This window comes from Shimia gijangensis (assembly GCF_900142085.1).
GTDB classification, from domain to species: Bacteria; Pseudomonadota; Alphaproteobacteria; order Rhodobacterales; family Rhodobacteraceae; genus Shimia; species Shimia gijangensis.
On record NZ_FQZQ01000002.1, the window covers coordinates 175304 to 192827 of the forward strand.

At 54.6% G+C, this 17524-nt stretch carries 18 protein-coding genes; 9 read left to right on the plus strand and 9 right to left on the minus strand.

What is annotated here, in order from left to right; genetic code table 11:
- Positions 1–8 precede the first annotated feature (8 nt).
- The 4 genes from BUC32_RS02340 to BUC32_RS02355 are packed head-to-tail and all read left to right on the plus strand — an operon-like array spanning position 9 to position 2642.
- The gene (locus BUC32_RS02340; RefSeq protein ID WP_073248987.1) at positions 9–509 is read left to right on the plus strand and encodes a type III secretion system chaperone family protein; all 501 of its coding nucleotides are present in this window, start codon (positions 9–11) and stop codon (positions 507–509) included.
- 33 nt (positions 510–542) lie between these two features.
- Positions 543–1358, plus strand: coding sequence for a pyrroline-5-carboxylate reductase (gene proC / locus BUC32_RS02345; RefSeq protein WP_073248989.1), 816 nt, complete (start codon positions 543–545; stop codon positions 1356–1358).
- Complete coding sequence (locus BUC32_RS02350) at positions 1351–1689, plus strand: tRNA-binding protein (protein ID WP_073248997.1); 339 nt, start codon at positions 1351–1353, stop codon at positions 1687–1689. Before proC ends, BUC32_RS02350 begins: the two co-directional genes overlap by 8 nt.
- A complete protein-coding gene (locus BUC32_RS02355; RefSeq protein ID WP_073248999.1) occupies positions 1686–2642 on the plus strand; it encodes a 2-hydroxyacid dehydrogenase in 957 nt (318 codons plus the stop codon). Before BUC32_RS02350 ends, BUC32_RS02355 begins: the two co-directional genes overlap by 4 nt.
- Here the strand turns inward: BUC32_RS02355 and BUC32_RS02360 are convergent.
- Complete coding sequence (locus BUC32_RS02360; RefSeq protein ID WP_073249001.1) at positions 2639–3223, minus strand: thymidine kinase; 585 nt, start codon at positions 3221–3223, stop codon at positions 2639–2641. The two genes, BUC32_RS02355 and BUC32_RS02360, sit on opposite strands and share 4 nt — an antisense overlap.
- Before the next feature lie 360 nt (positions 3224–3583).
- Between BUC32_RS02360 and BUC32_RS02365 the strand changes: the two genes are divergently transcribed.
- Entirely contained in the window at positions 3584–4045 is a 462-nt protein-coding gene (locus BUC32_RS02365) for a hypothetical protein (protein WP_073249003.1), read from the plus strand.
- Between the two features lie 18 nt (positions 4046–4063).
- Here BUC32_RS02365 and BUC32_RS02370 read toward each other — a convergent pair whose 3' ends face one another.
- Positions 4064–5185, minus strand: a complete 1122-nt coding sequence (locus BUC32_RS02370) for a beta-ketoacyl-ACP synthase III (RefSeq protein WP_073249005.1) — start codon at positions 5183–5185, stop codon at positions 4064–4066.
- A 136-nt stretch (positions 5186–5321) separates the two neighbouring features.
- Entirely contained in the window at positions 5322–6092 is a 771-nt protein-coding gene (truA, locus tag BUC32_RS02375; RefSeq protein ID WP_073249007.1) for a tRNA pseudouridine(38-40) synthase TruA, read from the minus strand.
- Between the two features lie 112 nt (positions 6093–6204).
- Here truA and BUC32_RS02380 point away from each other — a divergent pair, with 112 nt between their 5' ends.
- From BUC32_RS02380 to BUC32_RS02395, 4 genes are all read left to right on the plus strand, one after another.
- On the plus strand, positions 6205–7620 hold the full coding sequence (locus BUC32_RS02380; protein WP_073249009.1) for a YcjX family GTP-binding protein: 1416 nt from the start codon (positions 6205–6207) through the stop codon (positions 7618–7620).
- Complete coding sequence (locus BUC32_RS02385) at positions 7617–8612, plus strand: YcjF family protein (protein WP_073249011.1); 996 nt, start codon at positions 7617–7619, stop codon at positions 8610–8612. The genes BUC32_RS02380 and BUC32_RS02385 overlap by 4 nt, the downstream gene beginning before the upstream one ends.
- Before the next feature lie 222 nt (positions 8613–8834).
- Complete coding sequence (ileS, locus tag BUC32_RS02390; RefSeq protein ID WP_073249013.1) at positions 8835–11744, plus strand: isoleucine--tRNA ligase; 2910 nt, start codon at positions 8835–8837, stop codon at positions 11742–11744.
- Between the two features lie 119 nt (positions 11745–11863).
- On the plus strand, positions 11864–12316 hold the full coding sequence (locus tag BUC32_RS02395) for a methylated-DNA--[protein]-cysteine S-methyltransferase (protein WP_073249253.1): 453 nt from the start codon (positions 11864–11866) through the stop codon (positions 12314–12316).
- Here BUC32_RS02395 and BUC32_RS02400 read toward each other — a convergent pair.
- The 6 genes from BUC32_RS02400 to BUC32_RS02425 all read right to left on the minus strand — a co-directional run bounded on the left by BUC32_RS02400 (position 12313) and on the right by BUC32_RS02425 (position 17508).
- Positions 12313–13005 carry a CDP-alcohol phosphatidyltransferase family protein gene (locus BUC32_RS02400; protein ID WP_073249015.1) on the minus strand — a complete coding sequence of 231 codons (693 nt, stop codon included), beginning with the start codon at positions 13003–13005 and terminating at the stop codon, positions 12313–12315. The genes BUC32_RS02395 and BUC32_RS02400 overlap by 4 nt on opposite strands.
- 166 nt (positions 13006–13171) lie before the next feature.
- Positions 13172–14479 (minus strand): ATPase, encoded by a 1308-nt coding sequence (locus tag BUC32_RS02405; protein WP_073249017.1) that lies wholly within the window; start codon positions 14477–14479, stop codon positions 13172–13174.
- A 104-nt stretch (positions 14480–14583) separates the two neighbouring features.
- The gene (locus BUC32_RS02410; protein ID WP_322788003.1) at positions 14584–15084 is read right to left on the minus strand and encodes a prepilin peptidase; all 501 of its coding nucleotides are present in this window, start codon (positions 15082–15084) and stop codon (positions 14584–14586) included.
- 15 nt (positions 15085–15099) lie between these two features.
- Positions 15100–15948, minus strand: a complete 849-nt coding sequence (locus BUC32_RS02415) for a tetratricopeptide repeat protein (protein WP_073249019.1) — start codon at positions 15946–15948, stop codon at positions 15100–15102.
- A 30-nt stretch (positions 15949–15978) separates the two neighbouring features.
- Positions 15979–16539, minus strand: a complete 561-nt coding sequence (locus BUC32_RS02420; protein ID WP_073249021.1) for a tetratricopeptide repeat protein — start codon at positions 16537–16539, stop codon at positions 15979–15981.
- 12 nt (positions 16540–16551) lie between these two features.
- Positions 16552–17508: a type II secretion system F family protein gene (locus tag BUC32_RS02425; protein WP_073249023.1), complete on the minus strand. Its 957-nt coding sequence runs from the start codon at positions 17506–17508 to the stop codon at positions 16552–16554.
- Between the last annotated feature and the right edge of the window lie 16 nt (positions 17509–17524).

A 17524-nucleotide genomic window follows, 5' to 3' on the forward strand; every position in this document is an offset into this window, starting at 1 on the left:
GTGGGCCCATGGCACTGTCAGAGAGTATTCTGGAAGAAGACGTTCACCCGATTGATATCGTCGAACACATCGCTGAGTACCATGATTGGAGCTTTGATCGAATCGCGGACGATCAGATCGCGATGGCCGTTGAGGGTCAGTGGCGGACTTATTCAATTACGCTGGCTTGGTCAGCCTATGATGAAACCCTGAGGCTTGTGTGCTCGTTCGAGATGGAGCCGCCCGAGGAAAAAATCCCTCAGTTGCACGAAGCTCTGAATGCGGTGAATGATCAGTGTTGGGCTGGAGCATTCACGTTCTGGGCGCCGCAAAAGCTGATGATCTATCGCTACGGTCTTGTGTTGGCTGGCGGGCAAGATGCCAGCCCCGATCAGATTGATACAATGATTCAGGCGGCCGTTCTGAGCGCCGAGCGGTTTTACCCGGCTTTTCAGCTTGTTGTCTGGGGCGAGCGTTCTGTTGACAACGCTATGCAGGTCGCCATTGCAGAGGCTTACGGGCGCGCGTAACACTATCCCTGCAGACACAGACAGGGGATTATCATGAGTATGGACATTGTTGCTGAGCGCGGCCTGGTTTTGTTGGGCTGCGGGAAGATGGGGTCCGCAATGCTGCAAGGCTGGCTGGCAGATGGTTTGCCAGTAAGCTCGGTCTGGGTCCAGGACCCTTTTCCAAATGAGTATGTCACGCAAACGGGCGTGCATGTGAACGCGGATTTACCAAAGGCTCCGGCAGTTGTTCTTGTGGCCGTCAAGCCGCAGATCATGGCAGAAGCGTTGCCTGTTTTGCAGCCCATGGGCAATGGGGAGACGCTGTTCATGTCGGTGGCGGCCGGTATTGGGATTGGCCACTATGAGGCCGTTCTTGGCGCACAGACTCCTGTCATTCGAGCGATGCCAAACACACCAGCTGCTGTCGGCAAGGGGATAACGGCCATCATTGGCAACGCTCAGGCCACAGATGTCAGAATGGCGCTGGCTGAGCAATTGTTGTCGACTATCGGACAGGTCGTGCGTCTAGATTCTGAAAGCCAAATCGATGCCGTGACCGGTGTCAGCGGTTCGGGACCTGCTTATGTTTTCCATCTTATCGAGACCCTGGCAGCAGCCGGAGAAGCACAAGGCCTGTCGGCGGAAATGTCGATGGTGTTGGCCAAGGCCACTGTCGCGGGGGCCGGGGCGCTGGCTGAGCGGGCTGAAGAGACACCGTCACAACTGCGGGTGAATGTGACCAGTCCAAATGGCACGACACAGGCCGGTCTTGAGGTGTTGATGGATCAGCAGATTGGTTTACCGCGCTTGATCCAAAAAACCGTTGCTGCTGCGGCGGATCGCTCAAGGGAACTGGCCGGTGAGTGAAATAGAATTTGACGATTTCCTCAGGGTTGATATCCGCGTCGGCACTGTCGTGCGGGCCGAACCCTATCCCGAGGCGCGCAAGCCTGCGATCAAGCTTTGGGTGGATTTTGGGAGCGAGATTGGAGAACGCAAAAGTTCGGCTCAGATCACCCGGCACTATGAGCCAGAAACGCTGATTGGTAAGCAAGTCATGGCTGTGGTCAACTTTTCACCGCGCCAGATTGGTAAGTTCATGTCAGAAATTTTGGTGTTGGGATTGCCGGATGAAAACGGCGAGATCGTTTTAATTGGGCCGGATACGGAAGTGCCTGCCGGAGGGCGAATGCATTGAAAACATTACTTGTGACTCGGCCTTTGCCGCAAACGATTTTGGATAATCTGGCGTATCATTATGAGGTGTCCGTTCGAGACAGAAATACGCCCCTGACCGATGAAGAGTTGCGCAATGCTTTGCGGGGATTTGATGCCGTTTTGCCAACCTTGGGGGATATGTTTGAGGCGTCGGTGTTCTTTGATGTGCCGAATCCAAAGTGCCGGATTTTGGCGAATTTTGGGGTTGGATTTAATCACATTGATGCCAAAGCTGCCGCAGAGTTTGGGATTGCAGTAACCAACACGCCGGGAGCGGTCACGGATGCAACAGCTGACATTGCTATGACATTGATGCTGATGAGCGCGCGTCGGGCTGGCGAAGGCGAAAGATTGGTGCGTTCTGGGCAATGGACGGGCTGGCATCCAACACAAATGCTGGGCATGCATCTGTCAGGCAAGACCGTTGGCATCGTTGGAATGGGCCGGATTGGTCAGGCGATTGCGCAGCGATGTTTTTTTGGGTTTGGGATGCGGGTGCAATTTGTAAATCGTTCCCCGCGGCGAATGGAATTCGACACCCAACAGGTCGAAACGATTGAGAAAATGGCCGGGCAGGTAGATGTTCTGGTGGCCGCCATTCCGGGCGGACCGGAAACCCGCCACTTAATAGGGCAAAGCGTCTTGAACGCGATGCAGCCGCACAGCTATTTTATCAATATTTCGCGCGGCGATGTTGTTGATGAAGCAGCCCTAGTCGAGGCGTTGGAAAATGGAAGTATCGCAGGGGCCGGTCTTGATGTTTACGAGAATGAGCCTGTGATTCCAGAAGCGTTGAAAACGCTGGAAAACGTGACCTTGCTGCCCCACCTGGGTACAGCGGCGCTCGAAGTACGGGTCAATATGGGGCAGATGGCAGTAAATAACCTAGAGGCCTTTGCCGAAGGGCGCAAACTGCCCAATCGGGTGAATTAGGCGGTATCGCCAACCGCTTCGCGCCAATGACGGCGGCAAAGCGACAGATAGGTTTCGTTGCCACCGATCTGCACTTGCGCGCCTTCGCGCAGGGCCTGTCCGTCCGCATTCTGACGGACCACCATAGTGGCCTTCTTGCCGCAATGACAGATTGTACGTACTTCGCGCATTTCATCGGCCAGTGCCAAGAGCGCTGCGGAACCGGGGAAAAGCTTGCCTCGAAAATCAACGCGCAGGCCATAGCACATCACGGGTACGCCCAGATCGTCTACCGCCCGCGCCAGTTGCCAAACCTGCTTTTCGGTGAGGAATTGGGCTTCATCCAGAAACACACAGGCAATTTCACCTTGGGCTACCCGGTTTTGAATTTTTTCAAAAAGGTCATCGGACGCATCGAACGTATCGGCGTCTGCTCCGATGCCAATCCGCGACGCGATTCGCCCCTGTCCCGCGCGATTGTCAAACCGTGCTGTGAGCAAGTAGGTTTGCATACCACGTTCATGATAGTTGTGGGACGCCTGTAACAGAACAGTCGATTTACCCGCATTCATAGTGGAAAAGTGAAAGTACAATTTGGCCATGCCCGGGTGATAATCTCTGAGCCGTAATCGATGCAAGAGCAGAAAGACGGCCACGGGGCCCGGGAGAGCCAAAAACACAGCTTCCCGAGCCTACCGGTCTACCGTTCAATACTTTCCCGAGACTAGGTCTCTGGGGATGGTGGAAAGCAAAACACTCATAATCAACCCGGCAGAGAGACCCATAGCTTAGCGCTATTTCAGGCACCCCCCATGTGAATGCCCTTACCGAGAGAGTGGACATTCAAGTGCCCGCGTCACTTTGCGAGCACTTTACAAATGACATTTCTCAGTTAACCCTTTAAGGGGAAACGACTGTATGATTTCCCCGCTTGGGGACGCCGTGTTTTGGGGGACGTGAGTATGGCCGCTTTTGGCTCTTATTTGAAGAAGCATTCTGAAGCCCTGGTCAAGGACGTGGGCATCGAAGCTGCTTGCGAACTGACCGGGAAGTCCAAAGCCACTTTGGGCCGTTATTATTCGCACAACGCAGAACATGCCGATCGCTTTATGCCGATCGATGCGGTAGCGGCCTTGGAAGAGGCGGCGAGCTACCCCCATGTGACTTCCGCGCTGGCCGAGTTGAAAGGGATCAGCCTTTCCTACAACGAAAGTCGAAAGAACACTGAAGATCGCGAAGGTGCGGTCAATGCAGATGTTATCATGTTGAGCCAACGGTTCGCGATGTTGATGGCGGAATACAATCAGTCCATTCAGGATGGTATTATCACCATGAACGAAGCCAAGCGGATGTTGAAAGAAACCGCAGCGTTGCAACATGTTCTGATCGAGATGAAGCTGCACCTCGAAGACGAAACCGTCTGAGCCAAGGTGGCTTGAGACTTAGTGTTTGCGCACCAGGATCGAGCCGACAGAGTATCCTGCACCAAATGAGCAAATCAGCCCGTGATCTCCCGGATTAAGATCGGCGGAGTTTTGTGAAAAGGCGATGATCGAGCCTGCCGAAGACGTATTGGCATAGTCCTGCAAGATATTGGGTTGTTCACCCGGTTCCGGCGTGCGGCCCAGAACCTTTCGACCGATGAAGTCATTCATCGATTTGTTTGCCTGATGTAGCCAAATCCGCCGGAGATCATCTTTGGAAACGCCCTCATCGGCCATATGCTTCAGGATATGCCCAGACACCATAGGCAACACTTCTTTGAAAACTTTCCGGCCGTTCTGCATGAATTGCATGTCGCGGCGGTCTTCGAGCCCATAGGGCCTTGACCGGCGCAGATAGCCATTGTTGTTGCGAATGTTGTTGGAAAATTGCGTGGCGCAGCGAGTGGAAAGGATTTCAAAATAGTCGCCTTTGACGTCTTCCTCGCGTTCAATCACCGTGGCCGTTGAGACGTCTCCAAAGATGAAATGGCAATCCCGGTCGCGCCACTCAAGGTGGGCTGAGCAAATCTCGGGATTGACGACAATGGCCTTTTTCACGGACCCTGTTCGCACCATATCGGCAGCCGCCTGAATGCCAAAAGTGGCCGACGAACAGGCCACGTTCATGTCAAATGAAAACCCGCCCGCCCCCAGGGCCTCCTGAATTTCGATCGCGACAGCCGGGTAGGATCGTTCCATGTTTGAGGCAGCACAGATCACCAGATCAACGGCCTCGGCTGTAACGCCAGACTGTTCCAGCGCCTTTTTGCAGGAAACGAGCGCCATTTCCGCCATCAGAGAAATGTCGTTATCTGCGCGTTCCGGGAACAAGGGGTGCATTACCTCTGGATTCAGCACGCCAGTTTTATCGATGACAAACCGCTGTTCGATACCGGAGGCCTTGAAAATAAAGTCGCTGGAAGAATGCTCAATGGGAACCGCATCTCCGGCGGTAATCGCCGTTGCGTTTTTCAGGTTCATCAGATCGGCATAGGCATTAAAGGCTTCGACCAGCTCATCATTGGTGATGATCTGGTCTGGCGTGAAGACGCCGGTACCGGTGATGACTGGATTGAACATGGTTTACCTCGGGTTTTGGGTGCGTTCCAGAAAGCACTATTCCAACAGGGATGGTCAAGAGTTGCCTTGAGGGAAAGTGAGCGTGAATGAAGTGCGTTTGGCGCGCTAGGGCCGTGCCAGTGGCGCGGTAAGCTGATCATTTGGCAAAGGGGTCTGAAGGATATCCGACACCTGCGAGAAATAGACCTTGCGGGGGGCTTACCGGACCACAGGCGGCGCGATCACAAGCGGCAAGAGCATCGCGAACCTGTTTCGGAGCCCAGCCCCCGGAGCCAACCCGCTCTAAAGTGCCGACAAAGCTGCGGACCTGATTGTGCAGGAATGATCGCGCACGGACGTGAAAGTGAATTTCCGGCCCCCAAAGCGTGTCGACCTGCTCTACGCGCAATTCATCAAGCGTTTTCACTGGACTCGCTGCTTGGCAAATCGAGCTCCGGAACGTGGTAAAGTCGTGGTGACCAATCAGATAGTTTGCTGCGACTTGCATCGCGCTCGCGTCCAGCGAGTGGTTAACCCGCCACACCAAGCCATTCAAATGGGTTGCTGGTGCGCGCCGCATCAATAGTCGAAACAAATAACGCCGTTCCACGGCCGAAAACCGTGCATGCCAGTCATCGTCGACCCGTGCAGCATCCACAATTGCGACGGGCAGCGGTTTCAGATGATGATTGAGCGCCTCAGAAAGCCGGAAAGGGTCCCAGTTTTTTGTCAAATCACAATGTGCCACCTGCGCTAATCCATGCACACCCGCATCAGTGCGCCCAGCGGCAGCAATTGTGTGTGGGCCGGGTTCCAGTCGCGCCAAAGCATCTTCAATCGCACCCTGAACGGACGGCTGATCCGCCTGCCGTTGCCATCCTGCAAAGGGTTTTCCGTGGTATTCAACTTTAAGAGCAATTCTGGGCATGGCGGCTGGGTAACGCATTCGATCTCAAAGGGGAAGGTCCGGGTGGTTCTCCCCTCTAGCAATGTCTAGTCGGGCTGCTTACCTTTGGTGCAAAGCAAAGAGGATTTGAGGCTTGGTCATCACCACTCTGGCAGACGGTGTAACGCGTGGCATTGAAACCGTGAGCGACACGATTTCACAAACATTTTTCGAGCCGGTGATCCGATTGGGGGTCACCGGATTAGCGCGCTCAGGTAAGACAGTTTTCATCACCTCTTTGGTGGCCAATCTGATGGACCGTGGCCGGATGCCGGGACTTTTGGCTCAAAGCGAAGGCCGGATTGAGGTCGCCTATCTGCAACCACAACCGGACGTGACCATACCAAGGTTTGACTATGAAACTCACCTGACTGCGCTGACGTCGCCTGAACCACATTGGCCAGACAGCACAAGGGCTGTCAGCGAGTTGCGCCTGTCTCTCAAGGTCCGACCCTCAGGGTTGCTGGGTGGATTACAAGGTCCTCGAACCGTTCATCTGGATATTGTGGATTACCCCGGTGAATGGCTGTTGGATCTAGGGTTGCTCGACAAGAGTTATTCCGAGTGGTCCAAAGAAACGTTGGCCCGGCTGGCGATGCGCGAAGAGGCCGGGGCCTTTCGTGGGCTTGTTGAAACCGTTGACAGCATCGCAAAGCTGGAAGAACCAAAAGCCGCGTCATTGGCCAAAAGCTTTACGGCTTATCTGAATGCGGCTCGGGATGCGGGGCATTACGATTGCTCACCGGGTAGGTTCTTGTTGCCGGGCGATCTGGAGGGATCTCCTGTTCTGACCTTTGCGCCGTTGCCACCAAAAACCGGGTTGCCGCGCCGGTCGCTTTGGCGCGAGATGGAACGACGTTATGAAGCGTACAAATCCCGTGTTGTGAAACCGTTCTTTCGCGATCATTTTGCTCGCATTGATCGGCAGGTTGTGTTGGTGGATGCTTTGGGAGCGATCCACAAAGGCCCGCGTGCGGTTGAAGATATGCGCGAAGCAATGGCGGATATTCTGACCGCATTTCGCCCCGGATCGAACGGATTTCTGGCTCGATTATTGCGCGGAAAACGGGTTGAGAAAATCCTGTTTGCAGCAACCAAGGCAGATCATTTGCACCATGCTCAGCATCCTCAATTGACCGGGATTATGCAGGCGCTAACCCGTGACGCGGCAGATCGCGCGCAATTTGCAGGGGCTGCTACACAGGCCCTCGCCGTGGCGTCGGTGCGGGCCACCACCGAAGAAACGCTGACTCACAATGGTCGTGACCTTGACTGCGTGCGTGGCACCCTGCTGGACACAGGCAAACAGGCAGCGTTCCATCCGGGCAATTTGCCGAAAGATCCCAACCATCTGCTGACGCCGGCCCGTGAAGGGGCGACAAGCTGGCTGGATGGTGATTATCAGACGATGACCTTTGCGCCTGCGCACCTGACTTTGAAACCTGGTGAAGGCCCGCCGCATATCCGGTTGGACCGGGCCGCGGAGTTTCTGATCGGAGACCGACTATGACCAGTGGCCCCATTTTGATCGACCTTGAGACGAAACCCGGACCCAATGTAGCCGATGCACCGCCGGTTCCGGACGTATTGGAGTCTTTGCCAGATGGGCAGGCGATGCAGGTTGCGGCCCAGTTGGCTGCGCAGCGTCCATCGCGTTTGGCACGTTGGTTCTGGAGCCTGCTGGTGTTGATCCTTGGCATGGTCGTGTCCGTTGCGGCTTGGGATTTTGCCACGGGTTTGATCGCGCGTTCGCCGATGCTGGGCTGGGTGGTCACAGGCCTGGTTGCAGCATTGGCACTGATCGCTTTGGGAATAGCCTTACGTGAACTGGCAGGCTTTGCGCGATTGCGCCGTGTTGATGCAATCCGATCCGGTGCAGAAGCCGCCCTTGGGGCCAGTGACGTAAAGGATGCGCGACGTGTTCTGGATCAGTTGATCCGTTTGTACCAAGGACGTGAAGACACTGCTTGGGGGCGCGAGCGTTTGGCAGAACGTCAGGGAGACTTGATGGATGCCGATGCCCTGTTGGGATTGGCAGAAGTTGAGGTGCTGGCCCCCTTAGACAAAGCCGCAATGCGCGAGATCGAAGCAGCCGCAAGGCAGGTGGCCACAGTTACGGCCCTCGTCCCGTTGACCCTGGCGGATGTAGTGGTCGCTTTGACCTCGAATGTGGGCATGATCCGCCGGATTGCCGAAACTTATGGAGGGCGGTCCGGCGCTCTGGGCAGTTGGCGTTTGTTGCGGGCAGTGATGACCCATCTTGTTGCGACAGGGGCCGTAGCGGTTGGGGATGACCTGATTGGAACTCTGGCAGGAGGTGGCGCCTTGGCCAAAGTCAGCCGGCGTTTCGGAGAGGGTCTGATCAACGGAGTTTTGACCGCGAGGGTTGGAGTGGCGGCCATGGAGGTCTGTCGGCCTTTGCCTTTTGCTGCAACAAAACGACCTTCTGTCACCAAGCTGGTCAAAAGCGCGCTAACCGGTCTTTTCACCAAAGGGGGATAGCTCTCCGCTACTGGGTGAAGCAGCAAGCGCGAGGGCTTGTTTCAAGGGTTTACGGGCCAAGCTGGCAAGCTTATAAGGCTGCGCATGACACGCCCATTCGCGATCATTATTCGAATTATATGCCCGGCGCTCTGATTAAGACGAGCCGCCGGGACAAGGCGTTTGAACCACTACGCCGCCCCTTTCAAGCATTGATCCGAACATAGACGAGGACGCCAGAATATGTGCGCCGAGACCCCAGACTATAAATCCACACTGAACCTGCCAAAAACTGATTTCCCAATGCGTGCTGGTTTGCCCAAGCGCGAGCCCGCATGGCTGGATCGTTGGGCCGAAATTGGCATCTACGACCGCCTGCGCGAAAAAGAAGGACGCGAGTCGTTCACGCTGCATGACGGCCCCCCCTATGCCAATGGCAATCTGCATATCGGCCACGCGCTGAACAAAATTCTGAAAGATATGGTTGTGCGCAGCCAGCAGATGATGGGCAAAGATGCGCGCTATATCCCCGGTTGGGACTGCCACGGCCTGCCCATTGAGTGGAAGATCGAGGAGCAGTATCGCAACAAAGGTAAAGACAAGGACGACGTGCCGGTTATCGACTTCCGTCAGGAATGCCGCAAATTTGCCGAAGGTTGGGTTGATATTCAGCGCGATGAGTTCAAGCGTCTTGGTGTGGCTGGCAAGTGGTCAAATCCATACCTCACAATGAATTTTCATGCCGAGCGTGTGATCGCCGAGGAATTCATGAAGTTCCTGATGAACGGCACGCTTTATCAGGGCTCCAAGCCTGTGATGTGGTCACCGGTTGAGAAAACCGCACTGGCCGAGGCCGAGATCGAGTACCATGATCACAAATCCCACACGATCTGGGTGAAATTCCCGGTGACTCGCGCCGTGGAAGCCACTGGTGCACGCTCGGGGTTGTTGGGTGTGAACGTGGTGATCTGGACGACGACCCCTTGGACAATCCCTTCCAACCGGGCGATCGCGTTCAACCCGGACCTGTCGTATGGGCTGTACAAAGTCACTGCCGCACCCGAAGGCAACTGGGCGCAAAAGGGCGACCATTACCTGCTGGCTGATAATCTGGCTGAGAATGTGATGAAGTCGGCCAAGGTCGACGAATTTGTCCGCAAACGGGATGTCTCTGCTAAGCAGCTTGATCTGGTCATCTGTGGCCACCCGTTGCGCGGCGTCGAAGGCGGCAAGGGAGAATGGGACTATGACGTGCCAATGCTGCCCGGTGATCACGTAACGGATGAGGCCGGAACCGGCTTTGTGCACACTGCGCCCAGCCACGGGGCTGACGACTTTATCCTTGGGGTCAAGCACGGTCTGCAAATGACCCACAATGTGATCGAAGACGGGTCGTTCCGCGCTTCGCTGCCATTGTTTGGTGGTGAAATCATCATCACATCTAAAGGCAAAGAAGGTGGTGCCAACACGGCTGTGATCAACAAATTGGCCGAGGTCGGTGCGATGATCGCGCGCGGTCGTGTGACCCACAGCTATCCGCATTCCTGGCGTTCCAAAGCACCGGTGATCTTCCGCAACACGCCACAGTGGTTTGCAGCGGTCGACAAGGACGTTGAGGATGGGCAGGACGAATTCGGCACCACGATCCGCGAGCGTGCGCTGAATTCCATCGACAAGCTGGTGTCGTGGACCCCGCAGACCGGTCGCAACCGACTGTATTCGATGATCGAAGCCCGTCCCGACTGGGTGTTATCGCGTCAACGCGCGTGGGGTGTGCCGTTGACCTGCTTTACCAAGAAAGACGCGCTGCCAACGGATGAGGATTTCCTTTTGCGGGACGAGGCGGTCAATGCGCGCGTGGCAGAAGCCTTTGAAGTTGAAGGCGCGGATAGCTGGTATGCTGAAGGCGCCAAAGAGCGGTTCCTTGGTGAAGACTATAATGCCGATGACTACATTCAAGTGTTTGATATTCTTGATGTTTGGTTCGACTCCGGATCGACGCATGCCTTCGTGCTGCGCGACCGCGAGGATGGCTCAGACGATGGCTTGGCCGATCTTTATCTGGAAGGCACTGACCAGCACCGTGGATGGTTCCATTCGTCGATGTTGCAGGCTTGTGGAACTAAAGGTCGCGCGCCGTATCGAGGCGTTCTGACCCATGGCTTCACGCTGGATGAGAAGGGCAACAAGATGTCCAAATCGCTCGGCAATACCATCGTGCCCGAGAAAGTTGTTCAGCAGTACGGCGCGGACATCCTTCGTCTTTGGGTAGCCCAGACAGACTATACCAACGATCAGCGGATCGGCCCGGAAATCCTGAAAGGGGTGGCCGATAGCTATCGCCGCTTGCGCAACACCATGCGGTTTATGTTGGGCGCTTTGGGAGAGTTCACCGAGGCGGATCGGGTTGATCCGGCAGATATGCCAGAGCTGGAACGCTGGGTGCTGCATCGTTTGGCCGAGCTGGATCATAAGGTGCGCGAAGGCTATAAGTCCTATGATTTCTCGGGCGTCTTTTCTGCCGTATTTAATTTTGCCACCGTAGAACTGTCAGCCTTCTATTTTGATATCCGCAAGGATTCGTTGTACTGCGATGGTGATACAGCGCGCCGCCGCGCGGCGCGTACCGTTTTGGACATTCTCTACCATCGCCTGACCACCTGGCTGGCTCCGGTCTTAGTGTTCACTATGGAAGAAGTTTGGCTTGAGCGGTTCCCGGGTGAAAAATCATCGATCCATCTGGTCGATATCCCAGATACGCCGGCAGACTGGTTGAACGAACCACTGGCAGCAAAATGGGCCAAGGTGCGTGAAGTGCGTAGGGTGGTGACAGCGGCTCTTGAGGTGCAACGCACTGAAAAGGTAATCGGTGCATCGCTTGAGGCCGCTCCGGTTGTGCATGTGCGCGATGGTGACACGTTGGAGGCACTGAAATCGGTGGCGTTTGATGATGTGTGTATCACATCGGACATTGTTCTGTCGGGTGATCCTATGCCAGCCGAGGCGTTCCGCCTGCCGGAATCCGAAGGCGTGGGCGTTGTGTTTGAAAAAGCCGATGGCGAGAAATGCCAACGCTGTTGGAAGATCCTGCCAGATGTTGGCCAGCACAGCCATGAAGCGGTTTGTGGTCGATGCAACGAGGCCTTGGGCTAAATTCGGATAGGATCATCACCCCCGCGGAGGGGCGCGTTGATCCGACCCCGCACTCCAAAAGTTGCACAATTGAAAGCGCCCCGCTTGCGGGGCGTTTTTTTGTGGCGCAGGATGTCTGCATGGCAGAAGCAACGATAGATACTCCAACAGGCAAAATGCGTATCCAGGAACGTGATGGCGCAATCGTGCGCGTAGAATGGGGACAGGGCGGTCGGGATGACACGGTCTTGTTGCAGAAGGCAGCAACGCAAATGTTGGAATATTTCGCGGGTGCGCGTGAGCAGTTTGATCTTCCGCTCCATGTGGTGGGCTCAGAGTTTCAGCGCGCTGTCTGTGACGCGATGTTGGCTATTCCGTTTGGCTATACCCGAACTTACGGAGAGATTGCCAAAGACCTTGGCGTGCCTGCCCAAGCGGTTGGACAGGCCTGTGGAGGTAATCCGATTCCAGTGATTATTCCATGCCACAGAGTGATGGGTGCCAAGGGGCTGACGGGTTTTTCCGGTTTAGGTGGTGTGGAAACGAAATTGGCCCTGTTACGACTGGAGGGCGCTGGCGGTTTTCTGATCTAGTTTTTTGCTGGAATGATCTGTTGTGCGATGCCAGCGGACACCAGATAAAGCGAGGTAACGACCAACCCCCAGTGGGCCCAGCTTTCGGGATGGAAATCGACCCACGCGGCCCAGCCCGCAAAAAATGTCCATGCCAAGGCCATTGGCAATGACAGCCAGCGCCAGCGTTCAGTGCGGACCGGGTGTACGAATTTGAGCGGCAGGAACATCGCCAAAGCCAGTACCGAGACTAATACCAAACAGACCCAGAAATTGGGCTCGAGCGCGAATATCACGAGCACCACCATGTTCCAACACCCGGGAAATCCAGAAAAGGAATTGTCTTTTGATTTCATGCGTGTATCGGCGAAGTACATTACACTGGCAAAGGTGATGACGATGATTGCAAACCAGCCGGTCCAGCCATCCATCAACCCCGATTTGAACAGGGCGAAGGCGGGTATAAACACGTAAGTCAGATAGTCGATGATGAGATCCAAAAGGACGCCGTCAAACTCGGCTGCGTGGACTTTTACGTGATAACGGCGCGCCAATGGACCATCGAGCCCGTCGACAAAAAAGGCTACCACAAGCCAAAGGAACATCAGGCTCCATTTGCCTTCGACGGCTGCCAGCATGGACAGCATCGCAAAAACGGCGCCTGTGGCAGTGAATAGATGGACGGATAGGGCAAGTGCACGAGGTGTCATGCGGTTGTCATGACGGAATTCGACGCATTGTGCAACAATCTGAGAGGTGCAAAAACGGCGCGTTCGTTTTTGAATCGCGGACTTTTCAGTACGCGCGACCGAAAACGCATCCTGGAGGAGCGGCGTTGGCCATTTGATTGTCGGTGTGAAGGAATCCGATCAGAGATTAATTCACGATATGTTCGTCTTTGACAAACATATTGGCCCAGGCACGATCAATCAGCGCTGGCGTCATCTGCAACGGAATGCCTTCGAATTCGCAAATCGAAATCATCTGATCAATCAAAAAGATCGGCTGATAGTTTGCATAGACGTTGTTTATCGTCGGGTATTTCTTTTTCAACAAGTGAATCAGCGCGCCTTCGTTTAGTGGCATACCTTTTTTCTTGGCAACGAGTGCAAAAATCTTCAGGAAGTTTTCCTGGCTAGGGCCATCAATTTTGATTTTGAAGAAAATCCGGCGTAGTGCAGCTTGGTCAAAAATTTCATTCGGATGGAAGTTGGTCGAAAAGATCACCAAAGTATCAAACGGGACTTCGAATTTCTCACCGGATTGAAGCGCCAGAATATCTTTGCTTTCTTCCAATGGGACAATCCAACGGTTGACCAACGCTTGAGGTGGTTCTTCCTGACGACCAAGGTCGTCGACAATAAAGATACCGCCTGTCGACTTCAGTTGGAGAGGAGCCTGATAAGTGCGCGCAGTCGGGTTGTAGACCAGGTCGAGCATATTGAGAGACAACTCACCCCCGGTGATTACTGTGGGGCGGTCACATTTGACATATCGCGAGTCAAACCGGGCCACGCGACGCAATGAGGTTGCGTCCTGTTCGTCACTTTCAGCTTTGGAGTGCACGATAGGGTCATATACTGTGATGACCTGACCCGCATATTCAATGGCGCGCGGGACGTAGATTTTGTCACCCATTGCATCGCGTATTCCGTTTGAGATCGAAGATTTGCCGTTGCCGGGGGGGCCGTACATCAGGATTGAGCGCCCCGCTCCTACGGCTGGCCCAAGGTGATCCAGCAGGCTGTCTGGCAGGATCAGATGCCCCATTGCCGATGTCAGTTGCTGGCGAGAGATTTGGATATTGCGGATCGATTGGCGTTTGACTTGTTCGCGGTACACATCCAAAGGCACTGGCATGGCACCAAAATATTCCGATTGCGACAGCGCATCGAGCGCGCGGGCCTTGCCTGCGTCTGTCAGCTGATAACCCATTTCATTGCCGCTGTTGGCGTTCAACGTACCGGTTGCTTCGAGGAAACGCTGTTCACGTGCCATATCGATGATCTGTTGTGTCACGGCTGAGGGCAGGCACACTGCTGCTGCGACATCAGAAACCATGTCGACGTTCTTGCGAAACATCGTCTTGAGCAGGATGTCCCGCATCATGACTGACGGAAGCTTCATGTCTTCCAAGCGCTTAGGAGGCGGGGGCGCCATCACTGTGCTGGTTTGCATATTCATCGGTACGACCTCAATCTGGCCTAGTGTTGCTTTGAGCCGGTGCATGCAGTCGCACGTCCACCGGTGGTTTCACCGTTTCTTAGACACGATAAAAATGGCAATATTCAGGCCCCGTAAAGGCTTCCTAGGATCAAATAGATGGTCAACGTGCCACCCAAAGCTAGGCCCATAGGGAAATCCCATCCCTGGTCCCAACTTTCCCAGTCAGGCACCATGCGACGGATAGGAGAGTGCTTGGCCAAACGGTGTGTTGTCCAAGCCGCAAGCAGAGTTGCCGCAAAAACCATACTCAGGAAAATGGCGTCGCCTGACGCGACAAAAGGGGCTGCTGCTGCAGCGAATTTCGCATCACCTGCGCCAACGGCTCCGCCTGCGTTTAACACCATTCCCACTAAAAGAACGGCTACAACCTGCAATAATCGCCACGGATATTCTGCGAGCGGAAGCGCGATAAGGCCCACCACCACAAACACCCCGAGCAACATCATTACGGCGCGGTTCGGGATCGTCATTGAGCGCATATCGCTCCAGGCGACGTAAAAGCATATGGGTGCCACAAAGGGCAGGAACCACATGGCCGAGTAGGTTGTGATCTGCATGTCCATCAGGCCAATCGCCAATTAGCTCTGTTCTAGAGCACGGAGCGACCGGACAGCGGCTTCGAAATGCTGCGGGTGCGTTTCAATGGCTTCGCGCAACAAGGCCTTGCCGGTTTCTGTATCACCTTGCTTGATCGCCGAAAGGGCTAGAGTGTGCAAAAGCTGCGCACGCTCTGTCTGGTCCATCGGGATCACGGGCAATGTGTATTTGCGTTGTGCGCCGCGTGCCAAAACCATGTTGTTCTTGGCGGTAAAAAGGCTTCTGTCCTGGCGAATGGCATCACCGAATAGACGTTCCGCATCTGCATAGTCACCGCGAGTCAGCTTTGAGTAACCCCAGTTGTTCATGACACCCGCAGGTCGGGTGGTGAGGCCCACGGCGGTTTCATAATAGCTGTCGGACTTGTTCCACTCTTTGTTGGAGTCGGCGATCATGGCTTCCAGGCGATACCGTTTAAAGGTTTCATGGGTTGGAGCGATGGAATCCAGCGTTTTTTCAGCTTCTTTCCATTGGCCCGCTCGAATTTGTGCATCGGCCAGATCAACGTAATCTGCATCCGTGGCCTCTTTGTGTTTGACCACTTTTTGCCAAGCGGGAACGGCCTCGGTGTAGCGGCGCGCACGTACAAGTGACACGCCCAACCCGCGTTGCAGGTCAATACGATCCGGATGTTGGCCCAGAGTCCGCCGGAAATATGAGACCGCCTCGTTGGGATCTGCCACTGTCAGCATCACATCGGAAAGGTCGGTTTCGTCGACGGCATTCACGTCCTGAAGTGCCCGTTCAACGGCTTCGTCCCCCTTGTCGTCGCAGCCAGAAATCAGGGCCGCGCCCGTAAGACACAGGGTTACAAGAATTGGATGGCGCATTTGTGCGTCCTTTTACTGCTCTTGCCTCGTCTATGGCGTTGTTCGGATTATGTAGTCTCCGCTACCTCTCCGCACCAATTTGTATTCAGATGTCCCCTCATCATAAGTGGGATTTTCCATTTTTGCGAGCGCTAAGCGTAAATTTTCGCGAATTGAGTCACTTTCGCCATCATCCAATGCGTAAGCTTTGCGAAAAATCTGCTCGGCCTCGGCATATTGGCGCTTTTCCATGCGAACAACGCCAAGATTGTTCCAGGTGTCAGCGCGGGTTTCGTCTTTGTCCAAAGATTGCTGAAATAGTTTTTCGGCCTGTCCTAATCGCCCCAGTCCAAGATTGGCCGACCCAAGCGATGTCAGCACATCAGCGGTCATACCATGTTGGGTTGCCGCCCGGATATAGGCATCCAGGGCAAGTTCGTATTCACCGGCGGTCATCAATCGATCGCCAACTTCCAAACCGTCCACCGCTTGTTTGTTTGACGTACCAGTCGGAGCATAAGGACTGTCACTGCTCGCACCAAGGCCGCCTGTATTACAGGCGGCCAAGGCAAAGCTTACTATCACAATCGCCGGTCGTAACGCGGACTTCATGAATTCAATTCTCTAATTTCCCAACCTCGTAATGCCGACGACCGAAGGACCCACAAGAATGATCAACAGAGGCGGCACCGTTAACATCATTGTGGCAAGGGTCATCTTGGTTGGCAACTTGTTTGCCGCTTCTTCTGCACGCATAACGCGTTTGTCACGCATTTCTCCTGCATAAATCCTCAGAGCATCGGCGATCGACGTACCAAAAGTTGTCGATTGGACCAAAACTGTGGTGAACGAGGAAACATCCTGTACGCCACACCGTTCACCCATGTCTTTCAAAACTGAGGCCTTATCCTTACCAGCCTTCATCTCATAGGCGACGATTTCAAACTCATCTGCCAATGACGGATAAGATGCGCGCAATTCACCAGCAACTCGGACGATAGACTGGTCAAGCGACTGACCTGCTTCAACACAAACGAGCATCATGTCGAGCGCATCCGGAAAGCCTTGGGTGATTTCCTCTTTTCGCGCCTCAACGCGGCGGGTAATCCAATATTTCGGCAACAGATAACCGATCGCACCTGGTCCAAGAATGGTCATCAGGGTTTTTTGCGTGGATTCGGCAACACCTTCTTTGACGACCAAGAAATACGCCACACCGCCAATCAGACCGATCACCCCAAGCAACATCTGAGCAAGATGGAAGGCGCGCACGGCGTCGCGCGACTGATATCCGGCCTGCATCAGTTTGAGGCGCAGGCTGGAAAGCTCTTCTTCGTTTTTTGGCTCAAGGAACGACTTGTATTTTGCCAGCTTGGCGTTGGCCGATTTACGGCGCAGGCGGTCTTTGTGATCGCCGCGCTTGTTTGTTCTTTCGGTTTCGTTCCGCTTAAGCTTGTCCAGCGGATCTTCGCGCTGGCGCAACATCATGGGAACTGTGACCAAGATCATCAAAAGGCCAAGAACGCCAATGACAATAATGGGGCCGAACGGGCCAAGTGTACTTGTGAGAAAGTCCATCATTTTCTAAAATCCTTCT